Below are 20,486 nucleotides of genomic sequence, written 5' to 3'. Positions count from 1 at the left end.
TCTGCTACAGTTTAAACCTAAATCGTTATTTTAACGGGACTGCTAACGACTATTTGGAGGAGAATGATATGGTTATCGGGGAAAACGTAATTGTGAAAAAATATATAGAACAGGTTCGTTACGTTTATCGACGGAAAAGCACTCCATCCCTGCCTATATTTCCCCACTTTAAGACGAGACATTAAAGCTCAATACAGAACAAGCAATTACGTTTGCCAACCGATCACCTTAGCAGGAGTTCTATGAAATCGATTTCTTTTTTGGTATGATAAATGCAAATGATTCGTTGGAGGGATACATATGGCAGAAAGAAAGAATCTATACTTTTTTTACAAAAAAGATAAAGAATTACAGGAGAAACTTAATCCATTATTTGATTTAGCAGTAGAAAATGGCTTTCATATTGTCGATTCTGCTGAAGACGCAAACATTATTGTGAGCGTGGGTGGGGACGGAATGTTTTTACAGGCCGTAAGACAGACAGGCTTCCGTCAGGATTGTCTATACACTGGTATTAAGCATGCTGGTGCTGATGCCGGATTATATTGTGATTTCAATATGGAACACTTTAATGAGATGGTAGAATCGATGAAATATGAAGAGCTTGAGGTAAGAAGGTTCCCTGTTATTGAAGCTAATGTAAACAACAGCTCCTCCTTCTACTGCTTAAATGAAGTAAGCATTCGCTCTAGTTTAATTAAAACTATTAGCTTGCATGTATATATCGATGATTTGCATTTTGAGAGTTTTCGAGGAGACGGACTGATTGTAGCAACGCCTACTGGAAGTACTGCTTATAATAAATCCATCAGTGGTGCCGTTGTAGATCCTAAAATCCCTTGTTTTCAAGTATCAGAACTAGCTTCTTTAAATAATAATCGCTTTAGAACATTGGGCTCTTCCTTTATCCTTGGCGGAGAAAGAAAGCTTGTTCTTCAGATGGAGCAGGATGGTAATGATTACCCCATCATTGGAGTAGACAATGAAGCATTACCTATCCGCAACATGACGGATATAACAATTACGCTGAGTGACAGGATAGTAAAGACGATTAAGCTCAAGAATAACTCCTATTGGGAACGGGTAAAAAGAACTTTTCTATAAAATCAGATTAAAAAAGGACGACATTTTAAGGTCGTCCTTTTTTAATGGAATTCAACAAATGTATCGTTCTATATATTCTCATACATAATGGTTCCGTCTACAACGGTTTTGGTGACAGAAACTTGTAACATGTTTTCTGGGTCAATTGTGAACAAATCTCTGTCTAGAATCGTAAAATCTGCTGTGTACCCTTCCTGTATCTGTCCCTTTCTATTCGCCTGCCCGATTGCTTGTGCAGGAGCAGTAGTATATAATGAGACAGCCTCAAAAGGTGTTAGCCGCTGCTCTTCGCCATACACTTTATGGTCTAAGTAGGAAGTACGGGTAATGGCAGACTGAATGCCTTGAATTGGACTAATCTCTTCAATGGGTGCATCCGAACCACCGGCACATACAATTCCATGCTCTAAGAAAGTCTTCCATGGATATGCCTGTGGTTCACGATGCTGCCCTAATCGATCTAAAACCCAGGGGAAATCAGAGGAAACAAAAGTAGGTTGGATATCTATGATGATATTGCCCTGTTTTATCTTATCATACAGTTCATCCCTCATAACCTGCGCATGAATAATCCTGTCTGGGAGAGTAGATGTGGAAGGATATGCTACAAGCACATTAGCCGCTTCCTCTACTGCCCTATCCCCAATGGCATGTATAGCTATTGGCATGTGATAGTTCCTTGCCTGCTGTACAAGTGCTTCCAAATCTTTGGATTTATGTATCGGGATTCCTGTATTATTGTGATCATCTTGATACGGCTCTGATAACCAGGCTGTTCTCCCACCTAAAGCACCATCTGAAAACACCTTCATCGCTCCACACTCTACAAAGTCAGTATCTTGAACAATCCCGCAATGCTGCATATTCTCTATAACATCATGATGAACTAATAAATGGGTGCGAAACTTAATCTTATCTTCTGAAATAATGTTCTTAAATGCTTTATAGGTTTGGTCAAACGATCCATAATAGGCCAAATCTTCTGTATGTCCTCCTACAATTCCATGCCTTAGGAGATCCTCTACGGCTAATCGTATAGCATGTTCAATATAGCTTTGATTGAAAGAGGGCATTGCTTTCTTAATTAAATCCTGAGCTGTATCCAGAAATAGACCAGTCAATCCATTGGCATCCCTCTCTATTTTTCCACCTTGAGGATGAGAGGTTTGTTCGGTTATTCCAGCCAGCTCCATTGCTTTACTGTTAGCAAGTAAAGCATGTCTGCATACTCTAGATAGCATAATAGGATGCTCGGTTGATATAAGATCTAGTTCTCTTCGATGAATCGGTGTTGGTGTGTCCCATTGATTCTCATTCCAGCCCTCACCAATTAACCACTGTCCTGCTTCTAAATGTCTCACTTGCTGGGATAGAGCCTGGATTACTTCCTCTTTGGAAGTATAGTACGCTAAATGTAACCGCATCAGCTTTTCCCCATGGCCCACCAAATGAAGATGGCTGTCTACAAACCCCGGGTACATGACTTGCCCTTGTAAATTGATTTCTTGCAAGACACTAGCTTTGTAATGATTTCTTAGCTTATGTTCATCGCCCACAGCTTGTATCACACCATTCTCCACATAGACCGCTTCGACTGTGTCCTGCTCGTGCTCCATAGTATATATTGTTCCTCCAAACCACAATTCTCCCATGTTGTGCAACTCCCTTGTCATACTTTTTTGTTGTACCTTAGCATATACAGGATGAAAATGGAAGACAAACTATATAAAGAAGAAGAGCAGTGTTTTCACTGCCCTCCTAGCCAATCTTATTCGTATTATTTTCCGCTGTACTGCTGTTCAGCCATTTGTACTAGACGCTTTGTGATTTCACCGCCAACAGAACCGTTTTGGCGAGCTGTAGAATCTGGACCAAGTTGTACGCCAAATTCTTGAGCAATTTCAGTTTTCATTTGATCTAATGCTTGTTGTACACCAGGTACTACAAGTTGGTTAGAGTTGTTATATGCCATGATGAATTCACCTCCTTGTTACTAACTAGGGTGCGCAACCATAAGGGGTGAATACTAATCAAATTTTACCAATACATTAGAATAAGTCGGAAAATTCATTGACCTCTTCCGCTTCTTCATCATAAAACTCTAACACTTCAATATTTTCAATTGTTCTCTCAAATTCTTCTCCGTAGTCTATTTGTGCTTCTATTCCTGAAACCTTTTCTTTATCTGGCTTTGTTTTTGGTTGCTTCGGAACAAAGACAGTACAACAATCCTCGTATGGTCTAATGGATATGTCGTACGTATCAATTTTCTTAGAAATATCAATGATATCAAGCTTGTCCATAGCTACTAAAGGTCGGATAATTGGATAATTTGTTACTTGATTAATGGTGTGCATACTCTCCATTGTTTGACTGGCGACCTGCCCTAAGCTTTCACCGGTCGTAAAGCTCAGGATACCTTCTTTTTCAGCCACACGTTCACTAATTTGCAGCATGAGTCTGCGCATAATAGTCATGCCATAGTGCTGGGGTATTTGCCTGAACATTGATTGCTGCAATGCTGTAAATGGAACTACATGCAGCCTGACTTTATGTCCGAATCTTGTTAATTTCTTAGCCAAATCGATCACTTTTTGCTTCGACCGCTCGCTTGTGAAAGGAGGTGAATGGAAGTGTATTGCCTCAATTTCCACACCTCGCTTCATTGTTAAATACCCTGCAACAGGACTATCGATTCCTCCTGACAAGAGTAATAGGCTTTTACCAGCTGTCCCAACTGGCAGCCCGCCTGCCCCTTGAATTTTCTCAGAGGTGATATATGTCCCTTCTTTTCTAATTTCTACTGAAATTTCAATATCAGGCTGGTGGACATCAACTGTATATCCGTCTGTTGATTGAAGTAGGTGACCGCCTAGGACACGATTCATATCCTGAGAATTAATAGGAAATTGTTTATCCACTCTTCTCGTTGAAATTTTAAATGTTTTTACACCAGCTGGGTCTGTTAAGGTGTGTAATGCAGCCTCCTTAATAGCTTCTTCCTCGCTATTCACCTTTAAAGCAAGACTCATGGATTGAATTCCGAAGATATCCTTCAATACCTCTATAATGGGCTGTGGCTCCTCGCCGTTTAAGAGAACGTACATTCTGTCATGTGTTTTGGTCAGTTCAATATTTGGGAATTTCTTTAGTTTAAACTTAACATTGTGAGAAAGCTGACCAACAAAGTGCTTTTTGTTTTTGCCCTTTAACGCCATCTCACCGTATCGAATTAATATATGATTGTATTGCATCATTATCTACCCCATTACTCCACTTAGTTCGGTTAATACTTCCTGTAAAGCACTAACACAGTTGTTTACTTCTTCTTTTGAATTCTCATAGGACAGGCTAATCCGTAATGCCGAGGCAGAGAGCTCTCTACTTAGACCACACGCATTCAGGATTGCACTTTCATCCTCCTGTTTAGAAGAACAGGCTGATTTTGTAGAAATAAATATTCCTCTTTCACCCAAAGCATGAATCACTACTTCTGGCTTAAATCCCGGTACGGAGAAATTAAGGATGTGTGGCGCACCAGATTCAGGTGAATTGAGATACACATTTGGCAGTTGAGATAACTCACTGCGAAGCTTATCTCGCAAGCCCACAAGATGGTCGAACTTGTTCTTTTGCTTCTCCAGCACCATTCGCAATGCTTTCACCATAGAAACTATCCCTGCAAGGTTCTCTGTCCCTGCTCGGTAGGAGGCTTCCTGGCTTCCTCCGTGCAAAAGAGGGAATAAGGAGGTGCCTTTTTGTATATAAAGCATACCGGTTCCTTTTAAACCGTGAATTTTATGGCTAGACATAGTACATAAATCAATACCACTCTGTCTCATGTTTAAGGTTACTTTACCCAATCCTTGCACGTAATCAACATGAAAATATAATTTAGGATATTGATTAGCAACTTTGGCAATTTCATCTATAGGCTGAATCGTGCCTAATTCATTATTTACATGCATAACACTAATTAAAATAGTATCCTCTCTTATGGCATTTTGCACAGAGTCCACACTAATTCTTCCTTCACCATCTACTGGCAGATAGGTGATTTCAAACCCAAGTGCTTCTATAGATTTACATGCTTCTAAAACGGAAGGGTGCTCAACCTGTGTTGTGATAACGTGCTTTCCTCTATTCTGATGCTGAAGTGCAATTCCTTTAATTGCTAAATTATTTCCTTCGGTTCCTCCTGAAGTGAATACAACTTCATCTGGTTCTACTCCCAACAACTGACCTGCTTGTTTTTTGGATTGGAGTAAAAGTCGTTCTGCATCACTGCCGAACCGATGAATGGAAGAAGGATTTGCATAATATTGTTCCGATACGTGACGAAATGTCTCCAGCACTTCAGGGTATGGCTTAGTAGTTGCACTATTATCAAAATAAATCATGATGGTAACCCCTTTTTCATTTTTGCAATCTAATATGTTATCATACTTTCCTTAAACAATAAACATCCATACATCTAGCATAACATAGGAGTACCCCAGACCTGTTAAAGGTACTGGGGTACAAGATAATTCAAGCCTTATTGTGTAAAGGACTCAAGCAAGTCGTCAATAGATATCCTATTATCTCCAGGTTGACTCGCCACCCATTCACTAGTAATTCCTGCTTGTTTTATTTGGTTATCGCTTTCTTCAACATCTTTCATAGAAATGACCGTCAACCGTTCCACAAAAGTATCGGTTGTTTTGGTATCTGGATGAAATTCTTTTCCAGTATGTGGATTCGCTATATTCTTACCACTACCGTCCGTCACCAGAATGACGATGGTCAACATCCATACCGAAATGGAAAGAATAGATAAACCAAGGACGATTTTCTTTTGCACCTATTATCACCTATCCCACAGGCGTATTCATTATTTCTTTAATGCGTTCCACTGCACCCGGCTCAATTTCTTCAATTGCATAACTCGCTTTCCTTAACGCTTCATCATATTGATAAGCTCGAAAAGCTTGTTCTGCTTCATTTAATTGAGCGGCCACCTTTGGATATTTGCTGCGATATCGATTACCATATTGAATGGCTTGTTCTGCTAAATGCGCTTCATCCAATAAGGAATCCGTTTGCTCTTTGGCTTGTTGTACATCATGTAAAGCTTTATCTAATGTCGATTGGACCTGAGTCATATCAAGAGGCTGATCCTCAATCTTATATTGCACGTCCATTAGTGAAGCTCTGCTCTGCTCTAACACATCATCTATGTAGGATGGTACACCAGGGATATTACTTTTCTGCAGCTTTCGATAAACAGACATTAAATCTTGTTTGGCTTGGTGAATAGAATCCTTTGCTTCTCTTTCTCCTTTACGCAAGGTGTACAAGTGATCCTGATATTGCCTATGCTGATCTGTTAACTCTTGTAACTGACTGGAGAAACTTTCTACTTTGGAGCGGATTGTAATATAGGAAGTTTCATCATCATTAATATCCTGACGAATATCCTCTAGTTGGTGTGTTAGCTTGTTAATCCATTTTTCCAGACTTACATACATTTCGATATCTTTATCTTCTACATGATACATGTTCTGTAGTTGCTCAACTTCTTCCTTAGTATCGGCAATATCATCAGAAATGTTAGTTAAATTGTCTAAAAGCTGCTCTTGATGCTTTTCCACATAGCTCTTTGCTACTGCCTCTTTTTCCAATTCCGTGTACATTTCCTGAATTCTATTTTCTAATTCTGGAAGGTAGGATTGAGCTTCTTCTAGCTCTGCGTTTTCCAGTGATTCTACATACTCATCAATCTGCTGTTGATACTTCAATACCTCTTCTTCAAATCCATAATGGTCTATGCGAAAGCCATTTTCTTTCATTTCCTTAATTCCATTATTTAATTGCTCTAGTTGATCAGGAAGGTCCCGTTTATATAGTTTATATAACTCAGGGAACGCTTCTATCTTCTCCTGCAGCGTATCTAATTCCAGCTTAATCGATTCCACCATTTCGTATGCTTCAAAATAGTTTCCATATTCTACTAATTGATAGTAGCTGGCCATTTGCTGTTGAGCTTCGCTAATCTTCTCTTCGAATTTAGCCTCCGCTTTACCAAACATGTACCGTTGCTGAAGCAGCTTCTTCTTCAATTCCTTAATTTGAGGCTCAATAAGTTCTACATTTTCCCTGGAATTCTGTTCCGAGTTTAGCAGTGTATCTAATTCTTCCAGCATTGCATCAATAGACTGCTCTATAGATTGTAAGGATTGCTCAATGTCTTTCAGCACGCCGTTCGCTTTTCGGAAGCGGTAACGATCAGCATGTTCTTCTGCATAAAATAACCCTTCTTCTAAATCTGGGAGCTGTCTAGAAAGGATATCATCCCAATCGGAACGCCATTTCTCGAATCTATCCTGCGTTTCCCCGGAGAGGTTCAAATTCTTCACCTTTGATAACTCTTCCGTTACATTTCGATTAGATATATCTAATTTCCAATATTCTAAACGATCGACTTGATCATAGACTTTTTTGCGCAGGATTAGTCCGTAAATTACTACCACTACCATTGCAAGTAAAACAGCGATGACGTACTCCATAAAGGTCCTCCTAACTAGTGTCAAGTACATCTATATAAACGAACGACAAATTATGTATTCACGTTGATTTTATGATACCATGTAAACCTTCCTTTTGGCTAAAATTTTTCAAAATTATTAACTAAATTGACATAATTTCCCTCGAAATGAACTACTACACAAAAAAAGTACTGCTTCTTTGTGGGGAGCAGTACTCAACTTTTAGAGAAAACCCTATCTTGATAGGTGCCTACCTTTATTTACGAAGGCTATTTTGGTTTCTCTTATTTTGACTCTAAGGACAATTGGTTAAAGGGAAGAGATTCCGGTAAAACCGCTACGTCCTGTAGCAGATTGAACTACCCCACATCGTGTTGGGCAGCAGGAGAACAGGTGTTTTCCAGACCATACCTTCCTATCCATTAAACGGACTTTCATTATCTCGGAATGGAAGCTTATATTTTCACTTTATTTACATGGACCGGATGCAGCAGCTACATAACTTCCATTTCATAGCCTTTTGGAGTATTCATGCCGCAAATATGCTCCAGCCAATTAAATACTGTTTGAGAATATTGCTTTATAAAAAAGTCGTGAGAATGATCTGTAAGTACATACTCCTTCATTTCATACGTCATAAGAAACGGTGTCATTACCATCCCTTTTAAATGAATATAGTAATAATTTATTTTAATAGGTTTAATCCCCTGCGCCAGTAGGACATGTTTAAACAAATTAAACAAAACATATTTCTCTTTAGCTAAATAAGTAACCATCATCTCTCTCACAAACACATTGTCATGCGTCAATTCTCTATGGATGAAACACGTAAATTGATAGTGTTTCTGTTTGTATTGTATAATTGCTTCAATCATTTGACAAAGCTTTACTTTACTAGGATGATCAGTATCTACCTGATAAACGGATTCCAACATGTCAATATATCCTTCAAAGTACGTAACGATGAGATGCTCTAACAAACCTTGTTTATTTTTAAAATAGTAGCTGATTAAAGACACATTCACATTAGCTTTTGATGCAATGTCTCTCACCGAAGTGCCATTGTATCCTTGCGTATAAAAAAGGTAACTAGCAGCATCCATCACTTTCTGCTTAGTGGACGTCTTTGTCATGCTTATCCCTCCTACTTTGAATAATTCTTCTTCCTTCGTGAGGGGGATTCCTGCATGTTTCGCTCGTCAATAACTGCATGCATTTTGTCGAATTTTTACTAGAAATTATATAATATGAATATCTAAGGAGGAATATTGAATGTTTAATGTCGAACAATACAGTGGAAATAAATCTCAAAACTATGATCTTGTTATCAAACAGTTAAGGGCACTTTTAGAGGATGAACCAGACCAACTAGCAAACCTATCCAACGCCTCCGCGTTATTGAACCAATTTTTAGATGAAGTCAATTGGGTTGGCTTTTATATCTGGAAGCAAGATCAGTTGGTACTCGGTCCATTTCAAGGTCTCCCCGCTTGTGTTCGTATCCCAAGTGGAAAAGGGGTTTGCGGGACAGCTGTTTCCGAGGGGAAAACACAAAGAGTTGCAGATGTAAACCAATTCCCTGGGCACATCGCCTGTGATGCAGCTAGTCAATCTGAAATAGTAGTTCCCGTATTTAAGGATGGAGAGATATTTGGAGTCTTAGATATTGATAGCCCCGTTAAACATCGATTTGATGAACATGATGAACAATATTTAGAGCAATTTGTTCACGTGTTAAGTGAATTTATTTAGATAATGCCCTTTCCTATACAAACAAACCCCTGGAATGTGAATTGCACAATGTCAGGGGTTTCTTATTCTTCCTCTTAATTCCCTTTTTGAGTAACATCATAATGTTCTACTCTAACAGTATTTTTTCCAGCCTCTTTTGCTTTGTACAAAGCTTTATCCGCCCTCATAAATAAATGTTTCCCGTCTAGATGAACAGACGGATTCCAATAAGAAACTCCACATGAAACAGTAACACTAGGATTCGTATCAGCTTCAATTTTACCAACGATTTTCTGACCTAATTCATATCCTTCCTCTAACGTTAGGAAAGGTAAATAAACTGCTATTTCTTCCCCTCCCCACCTAGCACATATACCTAAACTTCCTACACACTCTTTAATAATGGTCGATACTTGGACAAGTATACGGTCTCCCGTCTGGTGACCATATACATCATTAACGAGTTTAAAGTTATCAATATCCATTATTATAAAGGAACCTTCATGCTCTAAATCGATATGGGTCTGAATCGCTTCATCTAAATATTTTCTCGAATGTAATTTCGTTAGATAATCCGTTCTAACCAACTGCTCTAATTCCTCTCTTAGCATGGAATTGGCAAAGGCTAAAGTGGAGTGATGAATAAGCGATTGCAATAGCTTGAATGTATCGAAGCTAAAGAAATATGGAGTCTGATGCAGCACCACTGCCATTCCTGTCAACTCCCCCCTTTGTATCATAGGGATAGCCATGATAGCCTGATAATTGGTTGACCATTTAGGAAATTTGCTTTGTACATCCCCAACGAATAATGGTTCACTCTTATTCTTTAATTGCATAGCCAGCCAATTAACTAGAGGATAGGAAGCTTCTTTGTCAAAGAATGTAGTGCTTCCCTTTAACAACTGGTAGCTACTACCATTTTGCTCATCAAATAGAATAAATCCTACTTCCTCGGCATTAAAAGAATATGTTATACGTTCCGTCATATAAGTAATGGTTTCAGACAAACGTAAATTGGAGTTCAATTTATGAGACGTTTCATTTATTAATTGAAGATCCGTAATAATTTTCCTGGATTGATGATACAATCTCGCATTTTCCAGAGAGTTTCCCGCAGCATTAGCTAACATTGTAATAAGCTCTATATCCTTTTCTGGAAATAGAATGAAACGTGGCGCTACAATCTCCAGCACGCCATAAACCCCTTGCTTCCCTTTAAGAGGGGCATAGAAGTAAGACTGTCTCGAACGATGACAATCCTCGAGCTGGTGCTCCCCTGTCAAATAAGCCTGTGTACTCGCTCTGGCCGTTTCATTTAAATCATATGACAATTCTTTGATAGGTAAATGTGGAACACTAGAATAATCATGGGATAAATGAAGATAGTAATCAAACTCTGCATAAAAATCCTCTAGCGTATCTATGATTTCCTTTAATATTTCTTCCAATTCCATAGTAGAATGAAAATTTTTCGTTACATTAAATAATTTCTCATACTTTCTTTCCTCTTGAAGCATAAAGCGCATGCCATTTAAACGCTGCATAAACTTGCGGATTTCTTCTCCTATATCTCTCAAAAGAACGTCAAACTCCGTATTATCTTGCTTCTCACGGAAGTCCAGAATAATATACCCTTGAGTATTTCCTTGTTCACACAAAGGAATAAGAGATTGCTGTCCATACCTCTCTATCGTGGTGCACGGCCGGGTTTTCATATATGTAATTAAGGGTGCATGGAGCTCTATAATGGAGGTCTGCTCCATCCTGCTACCAGGGAGATCCGCAACAGCAGTCAGAGAAAAGTCATCATCCCATTCATTGTATGTATATATAGTAGCTCGCTTCCCTTCGAGCTTTGCTCTTAGAAGTTTAGCTATTTCCTGTAAGGCTGTACAAAATGATACATTAGATAAGCTCATATAGATGTCGTACAGCTCCACCTTCACTTCCTTTATAATGTTTGAATGGTTTTGAAATGGCGTCATTCACACATCACCTATTTTTCCCCTTGGATTTCAATCTATCTACTCTTCCATTATATCTTTTATAGTCTATTTTTCCTATTCCTTTTTTATAAATTTACAAAAATAAATTATACTTGTTATTCTGTCGGCCTATTCGACTAGGAAGACTTCATAATGGTAGTATTAAAGTTATCAAACAGCACAATCCAAAGCTCTCTTCCTTCATCTAAAGGCACTGTACTTACAGGTTTTTGTTCAAAGTCCTGTTCCCAAACAGATTGTGAGGATTGTTTAACAGAACCTCTATACTTTCCGTTCTCCTCTAAAACCTTAAAACTGTATTTTTTCTCATTGTTTTTTTCAAATCCGGCACCGGAGTCCTGGACTTTTAGCTCCTCATTTAGTCGACTCCATTCACCCTTCCGCTTCATCCACAAATTCCCTTTTTCATCATACATAAGTTCCGTTATGATTAAATCTAAGGGAGTATATTCTACAGCGACAAACTTATTGTCTGCCTGTACGTCATAGGACACTAAATAGAAATCCCCTTCCCTCTTCCTAATCATTGCTACTTTCGTATTATGATTGGAAGGAATATGGGAGGCCATTAAAGGTTTTTGATTTTCCGATGAGGAGGAACCAAGGTGATGTAGTAATTGATTTTGAAAAAGTATAGCCCCTCCTACGATGAATACTAATACTATTATCAGAGTAACCCTTATTCGTCTAGATTGTTTTGTTTCCGATACGTTTCCCAGCATGACCGTCACAGTCCATCACCTCGCTCATTTCTGTTCATTCTATCATTGTAGCACAGCTTACTTACTCCTAATTCCACATTCCCTCTTGACTCATTCCCATAAAAACAGTACAATATTCTTTGTGTAAAATAAAAGGCAGCTTAGGTGGGCCACCGTTGTTATCATTTTGTTCCTCTAATTAGAGGTGTACTGCGTAACTCTCTGCTGCTGGGGCGAAGGTACATGAAAACAAAATGAGCAGCGCGAAGAGGACACACTGTTTTTATTTTATGCAAATATAAAATATAAAGGAGAGAAATTTCCAATGGCTCGTTATACTGATTCAACTTGGAAAAAGTCTCGTCGTCTAGGTATTTCTTTAAGCGGAACAGGTAAGGAATTAGAAAAGCGCCCTTACGCTCCAGGACAACATGGTCCAAACCAACGTAAAAAGCTTTCTGAATATGGTACACAGCTTCAAGAGAAGCAAAAATTACGTTTCATGTATGGATTGAACGAACGTCAATTCCGCAGCATGTTCGATATCGCTGGTAACCTACAAGGTATCCACGGTGAAAACTTCTTGATTCTTCTAGAATCTCGTTTAGATAACATCGTTTACCGCCTAGGTCTTGCACGTACTCGTGCTCAAGCACGTCAATTAGTTAACCACGGTCATATCACTGTAGATGGCGGTCGTGTAAACATCCCATCTTACCGTGTAGTTCCTGGTCAAACTATTGCCGTACGTGAAAAATCTCAAAAGCTTTCTGCTATCGCAGATGCTCTTGAAGCTAGCACATTCGTACCAGAATTCCTAACATTCGACGCAGAAAAACTAGAAGGTTCTTATTCTCGTTACCCAGAACGCTCTGAGCTACCTTCTGAAATTAACGAAGCACTTATCGTTGAGTACTACTCTCGTTAATTTCTATATAGAAAAAATCCCAATCGAACTTTCTCGATTGGGATTTTTTTATACTCTATCCCCTTCCGTGATATAATGACAGGTATCGTACGCAAAGCGAGGATTTTATTATGGACCAAGTTATCAGAACCTCCGTTAGACCACTTGTAGAATATGTATATCGTAGTGGTGATTTAACAACAGGTTTTAGAAGTACAAGTACAATGACTGAGGGCACGAAAGCTCATCAATATATTCAAAGTCAATATAAGTATGAGGATCAGAAAGAGGTTTTATTGCAGCTCACAACACCATTTCGTGATATTACCTTCCACATTGAAGGACGATGCGATGGAGTTTTATTCCAGAATGAATCTGTCATTATCGAAGAAATAAAATCTACTCAACAGCCACTAGATACCGTTTTAGAAGAAGACCATCCAGTCCATTGGGCACAAGCAAAAGTGTACGCGTATATATATGCCCTTCAGAACAAACATGAGAGTATAACCGTTCAGCTAACGTATATTCAAGTTGAAACATACGAGCAGAAACATTTTCGTTCCTCCTATACCCTTATTGATTTAGAAGATTTCTTCCAGCATATATTAGAGCAATTCTATCCTTATGCACAATTACTAACAAATCACCGTTATCATCGAACAACCAGCGCTAAAGCTCTCGAATTCCCCTTCCCTTCTTTTCGAGAGGGGCAGCGATATTTTGCAGGAGCTGTATACAAATCCATTTCAGAAGGGAAAGACCTCTTTGCCAATGCACCAACGGGTACTGGAAAGACCATTTCCACCCTTTTTCCTGCAGTTAAGGCTATGGGAGAAGAAAAGCTGGAGCAGGCATTTTATTTAACCGCTAAAACGGTAACAAGAGGCCTTGCAGAAGACGCCCTTTCTTCTATGATACGTAACGGATTGCATATAAAAGCTGTTACCATCACAGCGAAAGAAAAAATATGCTTTAAGGAAAAGGGCTGTACGAAGGAAGACTGCCCTTTTTCCCAAGGATATTTTGACCGCATTAACGATACTTTATTAGATGCGCTGGAACACGAGGATATAATGAATCAGGAAATTATTGAGCATTATGGAGAAAAGCATAGTGTATGTCCTTTTGAGCTTTCTCTAGACTTAGCCTATTCTGCTGACGTCATTATTGGTGACTATAACTACATTTTTGATCCAAGAGTAGCCTTAAAACGAATGAGCAGCGAAGGAAAGAAAAAAACAGCTTTATTAATGGATGAGTCACACAATTTGGTAGACCGCGCTCGAGAAATGTACTCTGCTGTTCTTTTCCATTCACCATTTAAGACAATACAGCAAATGTATGCTGGCACAAATGACTCAGTATCTCATGCAGCGAAAGAGGTTCATACTGCTATCGCTAGCAGATGGGATAACGGTAGTGATCATTCTCCTGTTTCAGTTGAAGCACCTGCCGCCATCTTAGAAGCTGTAAAACCATTCCTAAGTGCTGCCGAAGAAGAACTAGTGGAACCATCTCTTCCAGAAGAGGAGCATTCCAGTTTACTAGATGCCTACTTTGCCGCCAATACATTTCAAAAAATAGGTCAATTATATAACGATGCCTTTGTAACATATGTAGAAGCATGGAAGAATGAAATAAAAGTAAAAATGTTATGTGTAAAGCCCGCTACCCTATTACGGAGAGCAGGAAAAGATTTTATGTCTAAAATATATTTCTCAGCCACTTTGATGCCGATGGAGTATTATCGGGATATGCTTGGTTCGGATGAGGAGGATTACCAATTAGCTATACCCTCTCCATTTAATCCTGCGCATACTAACTCCTATATCCTTCCTATATCTACTCGGTACCGGGACAGGGAAGCGTCGCTCGAAAGCATTGCGCATACAATATACGAATTTACACACCAGCAAGGGGGTAACCATCTCATATTTCTTCCATCTTACGAATACATGTACAGATTATACGATTTATTTCAGGACCGGTACCCAGAAGTACACACGTTGCTTCAACAAAGCCAAATGAGTGAAGCTGAGCGAATACAATACCTTAATTACTTCCAGCCTTCCCCTTCCTCCCCTCTCATTGGCTTTGCCGTTCTAGGTGGGATTTTTTCCGAGGGCATAGATTTAAAGGGAGATAAGTTAAATGGCGTTTTTATTGTTGGTGTAGGATTTCCTCAAATTGGGCTTGAACGTAATATTATAAAGGATTACTTTAATACACGACAGCAGAACGGATTTGATTACGCCTATCGCTTCCCTGGGATGAACAAGGTGCTCCAGGCTGGAGGCAGGCTAATACGTACGGAAGAGGACGAAGGAATCATAGTCTTGCTAGATGACCGTTTCCTTCAAAAAGAGTACCAGAACCTGCTCCCTCCAGAATGGCGGGACTATACAATTATAAGAAACAGAAAATAACACTATCATGAATGCAACTATGCAATGGCCTGTTTGAATCATTCATTACACCACAACAAAGTGCGAAATTAATATAATTTCGCACTTTGCTTTATCTTTCTTATTTGTATGTGATCAGGTAGTATTTTTTCTTGCCTCTTCTAATAATGGTAAAGGCTTTATCAAGACGATCCTGATCTGTAATGGTATATTTCATATCCTGTTGACGCTCTCCATTAATGTAGATGGCACCGTTTTGGATATCTTCTCTAGCCTGTCGCTTAGAGGAGGAAATTCCTGCTTCTACTAGTAAATCAATAAGTCCCTTTTCCTCTTCTGTTACATTGTGAGATGGAACGTCTTTGAACCCTTGTTCAATTTCTTCACCTGTCAAACTCTTAAGATCACCACTAAATAGTGCTTCCGTAATTTTTTGAGCTTGCTGCAGCGCGTTTTCGTTATGCACCATTCGAGTTACTTCTTCTGCTAATCGGCGCTGGGCTACACGATTTTCCGGTTGTTCCTGCACTTCTTTTTCTAACTGCTTGATTTCATCCAGAGACAAGAATGTAAAGTAGTGAAGGAAGTTCACAACGTCTCGGTCATCTGTGTTAATCCAGAATTGGTAAAATTCATAAGGCGTGGTTTTTGCTGGGTCTAGCCAGATAGCCCCTCCTGCTGTTTTACCAAATTTACTGCCGTCAGCCTTTGTAATAAGCGGTACAGTCAACCCGAATGCTTTTGCGTTTTCTCCCTCTTCAGAGGTTCTGCGAATTAGCTCCAGCCCTGCTGTTATGTTCCCCCATTGATCACTTCCTCCTACTTGCAACGTACAATTCTCCTTACGAAAGAGGTTCATGAAATCATAGGATTGAAGAATCATGTAACTGAATTCTGTAAACGATATGCCTTGGTCAATTCGAGATTCAACAGAGTCCTTAGCCAACATATAGTTTATACCGAAGTGCTTACCGGTATCTCGTAAGAAATCAATGATAGTTAAATCCTTTAACCAATCCAAATTATTTCTAGCAGCGGCAGCATTTTCCCCTTTATCAAATTCCAAAATTTTGGCCAGCTGCTTTTCTATTTGTGCACTAAAATGTCTAACAGTATCTTCACTATTTAGCTGTCGCTCTGAAGACCTTCCACTTGGATCGCCTATCATTCCTGTACCACCGCCAACTAGAGCGATAGGTCTGTGTCCTGCCTGCTGAAATCTTTTTAACATCAGCACCGGGAGCAGGTGCCCAATATGGAGACTATCTCCCGTAGGGTCAAACCCACAATAAAGGGTAACCTGTTCCTTATTTAAATGTTCTCGCAATCCCTCTTCATCTGTTGTTTGATTGACTAATCCTCTAGCCTGTAAATCATCTACAATATGCATGGGTTTCACTCCTTATTAAAATTCACCTGTAAAAAAACAAAAAACCCCGCCCCTATAAAAAGGGACGAGGTTTGACTCGTGGTACCACCCTTGTTGCAACAATTATTAATCGTTACCACTCGGATATATAACGGCTATTACCGTCTTCTGATTTGGCAGAAGAAACTCCAGGACGTAATTCATACTATGCACCTTACTGACTCACACCAGCCGCCAGCTCTCTGAAAAAGATGTCATACTACTACTGCAACCTATCAACGTTCATTATATGTTTGTTTTTAATTTATAGCATATTTTTATCCTAAAAGCAACTAAATAAAGAATAGAATTATGTCTCCATTTAGCGGTTTATGGTATAATATTCGTTGTAATATTTAGGGGGGAGCGTTAAATGAGTAACAACCAACAAAACGGTTCTGATCCATCTCCATTCATGAAATGGTGGAAGTCAGGTCAAATCCACAAAGCATTTCGTATTACGTATGATGTGACGTGGAATATTATATTATTCTTCCTGATTGTAGGTGTGATTGGAGTATTCTTTGCCGGAGGAATTGGTGCAGGCTACTTTGCTTCACTGGTGAAGGATGAACCAATTCGTGCTGAAGAGGAAATGAAGGACAATATATATAACTATGAAGAAACGACCGAACTATATTTTTCTGGAGATAAATACTTAGGAAAAATTCGCTCTGATATATACCGAGAAGAAGTCCAGCTGAAAAATGTTTCTAAGCATTTACAGAATGCTGTTATAGCTACAGAGGATGAATATTTTGAAACGCACAAAGGAATAGTTCCAAAGGCTATTCTTAGAGCTATCTTCCAAGAAGTTACTAACGCCAGCACTAAAACAGGCGGTAGTACGCTCACTCAGCAACTAATCAAGAACCAAATCCTCACAAATGAAGTTTCCTTTGAAAGAAAAGCGAAAGAAATTTTACTTGCGATGCGTCTAGAGCGTTTCTTTGATAAAGAGGAAATACTGGAAGCATACTTAAACGTTGTACCATTCGGACGCAATGCTTCGGGACGCAACATTGCAGGAGTGGAAGCAGCAGCGCAAGGTATCTTCGACAAAAGTGCAAAAGATTTAAACGTTGCCCAATCTGCCTTTATAGCAGGTCTGCCACAAAGCCCATACGCCTACACTCCATTTACTAATGATGGCAAGGTAAAGAATAAAGGAGGGCTTCAACCTGCATTTGAAAGAATGAACACCGTTCTAAATCGTATGCATGAATCAGATATGATTACGGAGGCTGAATTTAAGAAGGCTAAAAGTTACGATGTAACGAAGGATTTCGCAAAGCCAGAACCTTCCTCTATACAAGAATATCCTTTCCTAACATTCGAAATTGAGAAAAGGGCAAAGGATATACTTACAACAGAATTAGCGAAACAAGACGGATACACAGAAAAGGATTTAAGCAACAATAGCTCCTTAAAGGAACAATATGAAGAATTAGCGGATCGAAACCTGCGCAGTAGTGGTTATAAAGTAAAGACAACCATTGATAAAAACATATACGATAAAATGCAACAATTAAAAGACCAGTACACATTATATGGACCTAAGAAGTCTAAGCAGATAACCAATGCTGACGGTAAAGTTGAAACTATTACCGAACCTGTTGAGGTTGGCGGTCTGTTAATGGAAAATAGCACAGGTAAAATCATTAGTTTTATTGGTGGTCGTGATTTTGAACGCCAGCAACTTAATCACGCAACCTCAGCACTTCGTCAAAATGGGAGTACGATGAAGCCTTTATTGGTTTATGCACCAGGAATTGAATTAGGAACTATCCAACCAGGGTCTGTAGTTGCAGACATTAATACAAGCTTCCGTGCCGGAGGTGAGATGTGGTCACCAACAAACTATTCCTTAAGGTACCATGGTTTAACCTCTATCCGAAATGCACTAGCCAAATCGTATAATGTTCCAGCTGCAAGAACGTACGCAGATATAGTGAATCAGAACCCTACCTCTTATCTGGAGAAAATGGGCTTCACTTCTCTTACAGAAGGTGACAAAACAAACCTCTCTATGGCTCTAGGTGGATTGACCAATGGCGTAACAATAGAAGAGAATACGAATGCTTATGCAACCTTTGGCAATATGGGAGAGTTTGTAGATGCCTATATGATTGATAAGATCGAGGATGCTGACGGCAATGTAATATATGAGCACGAAACGAAAAAAACGAAAGTGTTCAGCCCACAAACATCCTACCTGACATTAGACATGATGAGGGATGTAATAGACTATGGAACAGCAACCTATGCTAAGTCTCAGTTAAAGTATTCTGGCGTGGATTGGGCTGGTAAGACTGGTACATCCAATGATAAATATGATACGTGGTTTGTAGCAACTAACCCTAATGTGACCATGGGAATGTGGATGGGCTACGATCACAATATTGACCTAACCTGTTCGAGCTGCGGGCTTGGGTATAGTAATCGAAATGTGAAGCTATGGTCTCAAGTGGTTAATGCAGCTTCTGATATTAATCCGGACTTAATGGTTCCAGACAAAGGCTTCAATAGTCCAGGGGGAATAGTTTCAAGTTCCTATTGTGCTTCCTCAGGCCTTGCACCAACTCAGTTATGTGCTGACCTTGGACTGGTTAAAAGCGATATTTACGCTGCAGGACACGCTCCATCCAAAAAGGATAATAGCTTAATCAGTGCATCCTACGTGAAAGTAGGCGACACATCTTATGTAGCAGGGGATTCAACACCTAAAGAATTCACTTCCGATAACGGTATCTATTTCAACCCAGAATGGTTAAAAGCAAATGGATACGATAAATTGAATGATTTATCCCAGCTTGTTCCAAATAATAGTCGATGGGCAGATATCGGTGTACCTTCCGATTCTACTCCACCGGATGATGGCAAAGCACCAGCTGCTCCTGGTGGTGTCAATGTCAGTGGTGGTTCTATAAGCTGGTCTCCATCAGGAAGTTCTGACGTTGTAGGATATAGAGTGTATAAAGCAGCTTCACCAGGAGGATCCTTTAATAAGATAGGCAGCACAACTGGTACTTCTCTTGGAGCTTCCGGACAAGGTGTTTATATGGTAAAAGCAGTGGACTACTTTGGCAGAGAATCAGGCGCTTCTTCCGTATCTAAAGTTGGCGACTTCACCCCTGATAAACCAAAAGACAATAGTTCCGATAAGCAAAATAATAACAACGACAACAACAATAGTAACAATGACTCCAACAATAATAATGACAATAACAGTGATTCCAGTAATAATGGAAACAATGACAATGGAAACAATGATGACGGGGATAGTAATAACAGCGGGAACAATAACGGAGATAATAACTCTGGGGATTCTGGAGGTTCTAACAACTCTGATGACTCCAATAGCTCAGGGAATAACAATGGCAACGGAGAGAATAGCGGAAATTCAGAGAACGATAACTCTAATAATAGTTCCAGTAATGAAAACAATACAAATGAAGGCGACAGCTAAAGAAGAATACAAATAATTTGTAAAAACGCAGGATATTCCTTCCTGCGTTTTTTTATTGACCCTAATAAACTTCCTATCGGACTTCTCATTTCCATATTTCTAATACAGCATTTTTTTATTATGCTTTTTTCCCTGTAAGAGAAAGGAAAAATAGCTTTTTGTTTTAAAATATGACAAAACCCGTTAAAATAGGATAAAGTCTCTAATCAGAGAGAAGATTGT

At 39.3% G+C, this 20,486-nt stretch carries 15 protein-coding genes and 1 other annotated feature; of the genes, 5 read left to right on the top strand and 10 right to left on the bottom strand.

The window, feature by feature from the left end:
• The first annotated feature begins 300 nt into the window (after positions 1–300).
• A complete protein-coding gene (locus ACFFGV_RS01760) occupies positions 301–1,104 on the top strand; it encodes an NAD kinase (protein WP_377344850.1) in 804 nt (267 codons plus the stop codon).
• 68 nt (positions 1,105–1,172) lie between these two features.
• On the opposite strand, the gene ACFFGV_RS01755 is transcribed toward ACFFGV_RS01760, so the two are convergent.
• The 7 genes from ACFFGV_RS01755 to refZ form a co-directional block, all read right to left on the bottom strand.
• A complete protein-coding gene (locus ACFFGV_RS01755; RefSeq protein ID WP_377344849.1) occupies positions 1,173–2,756 on the bottom strand; it encodes an amidohydrolase in 1,584 nt (527 codons plus the stop codon).
• Positions 2,757–2,881: 125 nt separating this feature from the next.
• Positions 2,882–3,076 (bottom strand): alpha/beta-type small acid-soluble spore protein, encoded by a 195-nt coding sequence (locus ACFFGV_RS01750; RefSeq protein WP_377344848.1) that lies wholly within the window; start codon positions 3,074–3,076, stop codon positions 2,882–2,884.
• 76 nt (positions 3,077–3,152) lie between these two features.
• The gene (thiI, locus tag ACFFGV_RS01745; RefSeq protein WP_377345837.1) at positions 3,153–4,358 is read right to left on the bottom strand and encodes a tRNA uracil 4-sulfurtransferase ThiI; all 1,206 of its coding nucleotides are present in this window, start codon (positions 4,356–4,358) and stop codon (positions 3,153–3,155) included.
• A 6-nt stretch (positions 4,359–4,364) separates the two neighbouring features.
• Positions 4,365–5,504 (bottom strand): cysteine desulfurase family protein, encoded by a 1,140-nt coding sequence (locus tag ACFFGV_RS01740; RefSeq protein WP_377344847.1) that lies wholly within the window; start codon positions 5,502–5,504, stop codon positions 4,365–4,367.
• Between the two features lie 137 nt (positions 5,505–5,641).
• Positions 5,642–5,947, bottom strand: a complete 306-nt coding sequence (locus ACFFGV_RS01735) for a hypothetical protein (RefSeq protein ID WP_377344846.1) — start codon at positions 5,945–5,947, stop codon at positions 5,642–5,644.
• 10 nt (positions 5,948–5,957) lie between these two features.
• Positions 5,958–7,652 (bottom strand): septation ring formation regulator EzrA, encoded by a 1,695-nt coding sequence (gene ezrA, locus ACFFGV_RS01730; protein ID WP_377344845.1) that lies wholly within the window; start codon positions 7,650–7,652, stop codon positions 5,958–5,960.
• Between the two features lie 473 nt (positions 7,653–8,125).
• Positions 8,126–8,764 (bottom strand): forespore capture DNA-binding protein RefZ, encoded by a 639-nt coding sequence (gene refZ / locus ACFFGV_RS01725; RefSeq protein ID WP_377344844.1) that lies wholly within the window; start codon positions 8,762–8,764, stop codon positions 8,126–8,128.
• A 139-nt stretch (positions 8,765–8,903) separates the two neighbouring features.
• Between refZ and msrC the strand changes: the two genes are divergently transcribed.
• Complete coding sequence (gene msrC / locus ACFFGV_RS01720) at positions 8,904–9,383, top strand: free L-methionine (R)-S-oxide reductase MsrC (protein ID WP_377344843.1); 480 nt, start codon at positions 8,904–8,906, stop codon at positions 9,381–9,383.
• Positions 9,384–9,457: 74 nt separating this feature from the next.
• Here msrC and ACFFGV_RS01715 read toward each other — a convergent pair whose 3' ends face one another.
• Together ACFFGV_RS01715 and ACFFGV_RS01710 are read right to left on the bottom strand one after the other, a co-directional pair.
• Positions 9,458–11,350: a sensor domain-containing diguanylate cyclase gene (locus ACFFGV_RS01715; protein WP_377344842.1), complete on the bottom strand. Its 1,893-nt coding sequence runs from the start codon at positions 11,348–11,350 to the stop codon at positions 9,458–9,460.
• 137 nt (positions 11,351–11,487) lie between these two features.
• On the bottom strand, positions 11,488–12,102 hold the full coding sequence (locus ACFFGV_RS01710) for a hypothetical protein (protein WP_377344841.1): 615 nt from the start codon (positions 12,100–12,102) through the stop codon (positions 11,488–11,490).
• 295 nt (positions 12,103–12,397) lie between these two features.
• Between ACFFGV_RS01710 and rpsD the strand changes: the two genes are divergently transcribed.
• Together rpsD and ACFFGV_RS01700 are read left to right on the top strand one after the other, a co-directional pair.
• Entirely contained in the window at positions 12,398–13,000 is a 603-nt protein-coding gene (gene rpsD, locus ACFFGV_RS01705; RefSeq protein WP_377344840.1) for a 30S ribosomal protein S4, read from the top strand.
• A gap of 110 nt (positions 13,001–13,110) precedes the next feature.
• A complete protein-coding gene (locus ACFFGV_RS01700; protein WP_377344839.1) occupies positions 13,111–15,408 on the top strand; it encodes an ATP-dependent DNA helicase in 2,298 nt (765 codons plus the stop codon).
• 100 nt (positions 15,409–15,508) lie between these two features.
• Here the strand turns inward: ACFFGV_RS01700 and tyrS are convergent, their stop codons facing one another.
• Positions 15,509–16,777 (bottom strand): tyrosine--tRNA ligase, encoded by a 1,269-nt coding sequence (gene tyrS, locus ACFFGV_RS01695; protein WP_377344838.1) that lies wholly within the window; start codon positions 16,775–16,777, stop codon positions 15,509–15,511.
• A gap of 57 nt (positions 16,778–16,834) precedes the next feature.
• Positions 16,835–17,044, bottom strand: a binding site (T-box leader).
• A 124-nt stretch (positions 17,045–17,168) separates the two neighbouring features.
• Here tyrS and ACFFGV_RS01690 point away from each other — a divergent pair.
• Complete coding sequence (locus tag ACFFGV_RS01690; protein ID WP_377344837.1) at positions 17,169–20,264, top strand: transglycosylase domain-containing protein; 3,096 nt, start codon at positions 17,169–17,171, stop codon at positions 20,262–20,264.
• Positions 20,265–20,486 lie beyond the last annotated feature (222 nt).

The organism is Pontibacillus salicampi (assembly GCF_042434395.1).
In the GTDB taxonomy this organism is placed as follows: Bacteria; Bacillota; Bacilli; order Bacillales; family BH030062; genus Pontibacillus; species Pontibacillus salicampi.
The sequence above is the reverse complement of the archived record's forward strand: the minus strand, read 5'-3'. Positions and strand labels throughout refer to the sequence as shown.

Coding starts and splice junctions, on each gene's coding strand:
- ACFFGV_RS01760 (WP_377344850.1), top strand. CDS start 301: ATGGCAGAAAGAAAGAATCTATACTTTTTTTACAAAAAAGATAAAGAA.
- ACFFGV_RS01755 (WP_377344849.1), bottom strand. CDS start 2,756: ATGGGAGAATTGTGGTTTGGAGGAACAATATATACTATGGAGCACGAG.
- ACFFGV_RS01750 (WP_377344848.1), bottom strand. CDS start 3,076: ATGGCATATAACAACTCTAACCAACTTGTAGTACCTGGTGTACAACAA.
- thiI (WP_377345837.1), bottom strand. CDS start 4,358: ATGCAATACAATCATATATTAATTCGATACGGTGAGATGGCGTTAAAG.
- ACFFGV_RS01740 (WP_377344847.1), bottom strand. CDS start 5,504: ATGATTTATTTTGATAATAGTGCAACTACTAAGCCATACCCTGAAGTG.
- ezrA (WP_377344845.1), bottom strand. CDS start 7,652: ATGGAGTACGTCATCGCTGTTTTACTTGCAATGGTAGTGGTAGTAATT.
- refZ (WP_377344844.1), bottom strand. CDS start 8,764: ATGACAAAGACGTCCACTAAGCAGAAAGTGATGGATGCTGCTAGTTAC.
- msrC (WP_377344843.1), top strand. CDS start 8,904: ATGTTTAATGTCGAACAATACAGTGGAAATAAATCTCAAAACTATGAT.
- ACFFGV_RS01715 (WP_377344842.1), bottom strand. CDS start 11,350: ATGACGCCATTTCAAAACCATTCAAACATTATAAAGGAAGTGAAGGTG.
- rpsD (WP_377344840.1), top strand. CDS start 12,398: ATGGCTCGTTATACTGATTCAACTTGGAAAAAGTCTCGTCGTCTAGGT.
- ACFFGV_RS01700 (WP_377344839.1), top strand. CDS start 13,111: ATGGACCAAGTTATCAGAACCTCCGTTAGACCACTTGTAGAATATGTA.
- tyrS (WP_377344838.1), bottom strand. CDS start 16,777: ATGCATATTGTAGATGATTTACAGGCTAGAGGATTAGTCAATCAAACA.
- ACFFGV_RS01690 (WP_377344837.1), top strand. CDS start 17,169: ATGAGTAACAACCAACAAAACGGTTCTGATCCATCTCCATTCATGAAA.